General features: G+C 32.4%; 5 protein-coding genes. 2 read left to right on the forward strand and 3 right to left on the reverse strand.

What is annotated here, in order from left to right; all coding sequences use genetic code 11:
- Window positions 1–277: 277 nt before the first annotated feature.
- Entirely contained in the window at window positions 278–772 is a 495-nt protein-coding gene (locus EZH24_RS15065) for a hypothetical protein (RefSeq protein ID WP_236847096.1), read from the forward strand.
- 5 nt (window positions 773–777) lie between these two features.
- Here the strand turns inward: EZH24_RS15065 and EZH24_RS06415 are convergent, their stop codons facing one another.
- From EZH24_RS06415 to EZH24_RS06425, 3 genes are all read right to left on the reverse strand, one after another.
- Window positions 778–3924: an efflux RND transporter permease subunit gene (locus EZH24_RS06415; RefSeq protein WP_137998305.1), complete on the reverse strand. Its 3147-nt coding sequence runs from the start codon at window positions 3922–3924 to the stop codon at window positions 778–780.
- Window positions 3925–4176: 252 nt separating this feature from the next.
- The gene (locus EZH24_RS06420) at window positions 4177–4554 is read right to left on the reverse strand and encodes a MerR family transcriptional regulator (RefSeq protein ID WP_137998306.1); all 378 of its coding nucleotides are present in this window, start codon (window positions 4552–4554) and stop codon (window positions 4177–4179) included.
- Between the two features lie 204 nt (window positions 4555–4758).
- Entirely contained in the window at window positions 4759–5193 is a 435-nt protein-coding gene (locus tag EZH24_RS06425) for a PepSY-like domain-containing protein (protein WP_137998307.1), read from the reverse strand.
- 408 nt (window positions 5194–5601) lie between these two features.
- Between EZH24_RS06425 and EZH24_RS06430 the strand changes: the two genes are divergently transcribed.
- Window positions 5602–5791 (forward strand): iron-containing alcohol dehydrogenase (locus EZH24_RS06430; RefSeq protein ID WP_137998308.1); only part of this gene is annotated, 190 nt, incomplete at its 3' end.

A 5791-nucleotide genomic window follows, 5' to 3' on the forward strand; every position in this document is an offset into this window, starting at 1 on the left:
ATTTATTAAAATTCTTTATATAAAAATATCGGTTTATAAATTTATAAACTTTAATAAAATAATATTAAATTTCCTAAAATCTATTATCTAATTCAATTTTATCAAATTTACGACACAGTTGCGCAGAGCGAAAAAATGTCAACTACTTTTCATCATAAGCGAGCTTTAGACTTGGCAAGTCTTTTATATATTGTTATTGTAAAAAATCTAAATTTTATTATTGCTAAAATATAAAATTTATGATACAGTATTATTAACTTAAATTTTGGAGCTTGCTATGAAAAAATATATCCTTTTATTAATCATTTTATCAATCTTAATTATTCGATGTTCAAATGAAAGCGATAAATCTCAAACAAACATTGAAACTATTGAAACTACGGAAGAAACCATAGACGAACAATCGGATTATTTTTCTTATGAGATTGAAGAAGAAACGAATACGGTTAATACAGAAATTAAAGAAAGTAAAACGAATGAAATTAAAACCGTAAATAAAATTAATGAAACTAAAGAAAATGAAGTTAAACCCGTTTACGAAAAAGTAGATGAAAATATTGAAGAAAAAATTGATAATGAAATTACTGACGAAAATAAAATTGACAATATTGAAAAAATCGTTTATATATCCAAAACGGGCAAAAAATATCATGTCGAAAATTGCAGAACTTTAAGAGCCGAAAAAGAAGCTATAGATTTGAACGAGGCTATAGAAATGGGATACGAGGCTTGCAAAGTTTGCAAGCCCGATAATATCGTTGTAAATAATTAATAAATTTATTCTCCAATATCCTCCAAAGCGTCTCCGATATTTCCGACAGTTTCAACGCTCGCCTCGTCTTTCGCTTTATAATCTTTAAGCGGAATTCTGTTTCTTATCGCCGCATAAACGGTAGGAACGATTACCAAAGTAAACATTGTCGAAACGGAAAGCCCGCCAAGTAAAGCGATTGACAAAGGTTTATACATTTCGTTTCCTTCTCCGCTCGCCAAAGCCATAGGAAGAAGTCCTAATATTGTGGTTAAAGAAGTCATCAAAACTGGGCGTAATCTTCTTGGTCCAGCAATCAATGCCGCTTTGTCCCCGTTAATCTTTTTTTCATGCATTAATTGATTCATATAATCGATTAGAACGATTCCGTTATTTACGACTACTCCGATTAAAACGATTATTCCAATTCCGCTATAAACGCTTAAAGTTTGTCCAGTGATTAAAAGCAAACCGATAGAACCCGCAAATCCGAAAGGAATCGCCAAAGCTATAACGAAAGGGGCAATATAAGATTCGAATTGAGTAGCCATAACCGCGTAAACCAAAACTAAAGCCAAAATAACCGCCTGCAAAAGTTGCGCGAAAGCGTCTTGCATATCCTCGTAATCTCCCGAATAATTTATGCTAAATCCCGGCGGAATATATATTTGAGAGTTGATAGCCGATTGAATGTCTTCCACTATTTGATTTATTGGTCTGCCGTATCCCGAAGCTCTCACTTCCGTAAGTCGTCTATTGTCTTTTCTATCAATAGCCGTAGGTCCGTAAGTTCTCTCTATATCGGCGATTGAAGAAATTGGAACCATTCCCGCAGATGTCGGTATCATCATTCTTCTGACATCGTCCACATTGATTCTGTCTCTTTCTTTAAGCCGAACTTCAATATCTATATCCGTCACATCCGAACCGTCTGGAGTTATGGTAGTCGCCGTAGTTCCACCAAATCCCGTTCTTATAGCGGTGGCAACAGTATTGGCGTTTAATCCCATTTTTGAAGCCAAATCTCTATTTATCGATATATTTATTTCTGGATTCGAGTCGTCTTCTCCCAAACGAGCGTCTCTCACTCCTCTAACTTCGCTTATAACTTCGATTATTCTATTAGCTATATCGTTTCCTCTCGACAAATCGTCTCCGATAATTTCTATAGATATTTCTCCCGAAGCTCCTCCGCTTCCCATTCTCATAGCCGTATAATTAACGGGATTTATATTTATATTCGCGGGATAGTTTACAAGCCGATTTCTCGCTATCTCCATATATTCGTTTATACTCAAATCTCTTCCTTCGCTTCTGCGTCTGAGCATAATATTTACTTCCGACCTATTGGCGTCCGAACCGTTATAAACCCTCGAAGCGAAATAATCTAAATCTTCTCCAGCAGCTTCAACAAGGTCCGCTTCCATGCGTTTTGTGAAAGATTCCGTTTGTTCCATGCGAGTTCCAACGGGCATTCTAATATTTACTCTAAATTGCCCTTCGTCCGAAACGGGAAAACCTCCCTTGCCTATAAATATTAATCCTATTATTATAACGACAAAAACTATTATTAAAGTCGGAATCAAAACTCTATTTTTATGATTAACCGAATAATCGAGTATTTTATTATAGACAAAATTAATTTTTGAATGAAAATATTTATCAAAAAAGCTTTCAAAACGAGCCAATCTTTTTGATTTCTTTCCCGTGATTAATCTCGCTCCAAGCATCGGAACTATAGTCAAAGCGACTCCGAGAGAAGCTATCATCGAAACCGTAACCGTAATGCATAAATCTCTAAACATTTGCCCCGTCTGTCCTTGAACGAATAGAAAAGGCAAGAATACGGCGATTGTCGTTAGAGTTGACGCCAAAATAGCGAGAGATACCGTATAAGTTCCTTCTATTGCCGCCGAATATTTTCCATATCCGTTGTTTCTATAGAAAAATATATTCTCCAAAACGACTATCGAATTATCAACCATCATTCCAATTCCTAAAACTAGTCCCGCCAAAGAAATTATATTTAATGTCACTCCTACAAAATACATAATCGTAAAAGTGATTATTATCGACATTGGAATGGAAATAGCGATTATCGAAACGGTTCTGAAATTCCATAAATAAATCATAAGAATTATAACGGCGAAAAGTCCGCCCTGCCAAGCCGTATCCAAAACTCCCGCTATGGCTTGATTTACCGTATCCGCCGTATTAAACACTATTCTGCATTCTATTCCTTCTGGAAGTTGTAAATTATTAAGCTGTTCTTTTACCGCTCTGTCTACCGCGACTGCGTTTCCTCCCGATTCTTTATTTACCGCTATAGCTACGGCTGGAGTGCCAACCATAGTCATTTTATCCATATTATCGTTATAACCGTTATAAATTTCTGCGACATCTCTTAATCTAATTGGAACATTATTTTCTTTCAAAGCCACTACGACATTTCCTATATCGTCCAAATTCTTAAACTCTCCCGTTGTTCTTAATATATATTTATAAACGCCTTCGTAAGTTTGTCCGCCCGCAAGATTTTGATTTTCTATTGATAAAATTGAAACTATAGAATTAATATCGAGTCCGTAAGCCTGAAGTCTATTCATATCGACATCGACTTTTATTTGACTTTGAAGTCCTCCTCTTATTTCGGCTCTCGCCACTCCTTGCGCCTGTTCTATTCTATCGACTATTTGAGTGTCGACATAATTATATAAAGCGGCTAAATTTTCTGTTCCATAAAAGAATATATACATTATTGGAATCATATCGGTTGAAAATTTGAATACTCTCGGACTTTCCGCATCGTCTGGCAAAGAACCTTTTACTATATCCAAAGCCTCTCTAATATCCGCCGCGGCGTCCGACAAATCGCTTCCCCAATTAAACTCTATATTGACTCTCGATTCTCCTTCTTCCGATGACGATGTGATTGTTTTAACATTATTTACCGAAGCTACCGCTCTTTCGATAAGTCTGGTAATCGATTTTTCTATTTCTTCTGGTCCCGCGTTATCGTATTGAGTTACGATAGTTATATAAGGAACTTCCATATTTGGCAAAAAATCTATAGCCAATCTCGATAAACTTATAAAACCTAAAAGCAAAACCGCAATTATTCCCATAAAAACGGCTACGGGTTTTTCAACGCAAATCTTTATAAAACCTTTCATTTTATCCTCCAGATTTTTAATTTTTTTAATCAAATATTTTATTAGAAATTAATTTTTGAAAATTATAGCATTAAAGTATACTCGAAAGTCAATATAAAAATTTGAAAAAATATAAAAAAATTATTAGAAAGAATTATTTAAAAAATATTTAATTCGTTAAATAGTTTTAAGATTATCTCGCTTATAATATACGCGAAATAATCTTAAATTGAGAAAAAAAATGAAAAAAATTTATTTTGATATAATATCGGTTTATTTTGTTTTATAATGAGCGGAATATTCTTCATCCGATTGATATAATTTTATTTTCTTTTTTAGAAGTTCCAATCCTTCGTTCATAGCTTCTATTACTTCTTCCAATTTTTCCTTTTCTTTTATGAGAAGTTTTAATCTTTTTTCTTTAGTTTTATTTCCCATACTGCATAGTTTTACATATCGCTTTATGCTTTTTAAACTCATGCCGCTTTTTTTCATGCATTGCGAAACTCTCACCCATTTGCAATCTTCTTCGGAGTAAATCCTAATGCCTTTTTCGTTTCTTTCTACTGGAGGAATAATTCCCAATTCTTCGTAGTATCTTAATGTATGTTTGCTAATATTTAACTTTTCGCTTACTTCAGATATATTCATTTAATTCTCCGATTTTTAACGATATATAATTTATCGTAAAAAATTATTTTATATAAACGATTATATCATTAAAGCATACTTTAAAGTCAATATAAAAATAAGATTTATCTATTTTCAAACGACTATAAAAACTTGGAATTTTTTATTTAAAATTAAAAAGGGGAATAAAATATTTACTCCCCTTAACCTCCTTAAATTAAGAAATTAATCTAATTTTTCTCCCAAAACTTCTCCGTTATTGGATATATAGATTTCTCTTCTATTATCCAAACTTATCTCGTAGCTGCTATATTGTTTTTGAATTTTCAATATGCTCGCTTGCGGATATTTTTGTTTGAGAGCGTTTGCAACGGCGTTAGGCAATAAAGTTTGAGCCAAAGGCTTATAAGGAGATTTTATTTCTTTCCAATCTCCGTTTATAAAGAATTCAATCTCAATTCCGCTTTCCAAAGCCGCTTCAAAGTCGTTTCTGTTTTGTTCCGCGTAAACTATAGGGTCGTTCGGAAAAGACTTTTTAATAAAATCTTGCGCCGCTTTAGGCAAACCTGACGGCTGTATAACTACTCCAGCCATCGCGTTCAAACTCATTACGGTCATTGCCGTAGCCACTAAAAATATTTTTTTTACTTGATTTGTCATAGCAAATCCTCCATTGTGATTTTTAATTATATTTATATTATAATCGGAATTTAATTATTTGTCAATATATTTTACACTAAAATTTATTAATTTTTACTATATTTAGAAAAAAGTAATAATTAAAATAATACAAATACTACAATTTTTAGGGTTAGAAAAATATTTTTAATTTGAAGTAAGCGATTTTTTACAAAATTTGATTGTTTAATATGAAAAATTGAAAAAATAAGTGGGGTTTTGGAATCTTTAGGAACTATTTGGGAAAAATATTATTTCTATAGCAAAAAATTACGCGTTCTATATTTTTAGTTATAAATTTATAATAAAAAATTTAATTAAGCGGGAACTTTTTTAAATTATATTCGTCTAATAATATATCAACAAAAAATAAATAACAGGAGATTAAAAATGAATTTTAATTTTTATATGCCAAGCAGAGTTATATTTGGAAAAGGCAGTTTAAATAATCTGCATAAACAAAAATTGCCGGGCAAAAAAGCTTTAATAGTAACTGGAGGAACTTCGATAAAAAAATTCGGTTATTTGAAAAGATTGGAAGAACAACTCGACAAATCGAATATATCGCATGTTTTATTCG

It is taken from the genome of Brachyspira catarrhinii (assembly GCF_005518285.1).
Classification (GTDB): domain Bacteria; phylum Spirochaetota; class Brachyspiria; order Brachyspirales; family Brachyspiraceae; genus Brachyspira; species Brachyspira catarrhinii.

What these genes read in the sequence shown, in the direction of transcription:
- EZH24_RS06420 (WP_137998306.1), bottom strand. Translation starts at nt 4,554, where the DNA reads ATGAATATATCTGAAGTAAGCGAAAAGTTAAATATTAGCAAACATACA.
- EZH24_RS06415 (WP_137998305.1), bottom strand. Translation starts at nt 3,924, where the DNA reads ATGAAAGGTTTTATAAAGATTTGCGTTGAAAAACCCGTAGCCGTTTTT.
- EZH24_RS06425 (WP_137998307.1), bottom strand. Translation starts at nt 5,193, where the DNA reads ATGACAAATCAAGTAAAAAAAATATTTTTAGTGGCTACGGCAATGACC.
- EZH24_RS15065 (WP_236847096.1), top strand. Translation starts at nt 278, where the DNA reads ATGAAAAAATATATCCTTTTATTAATCATTTTATCAATCTTAATTATT.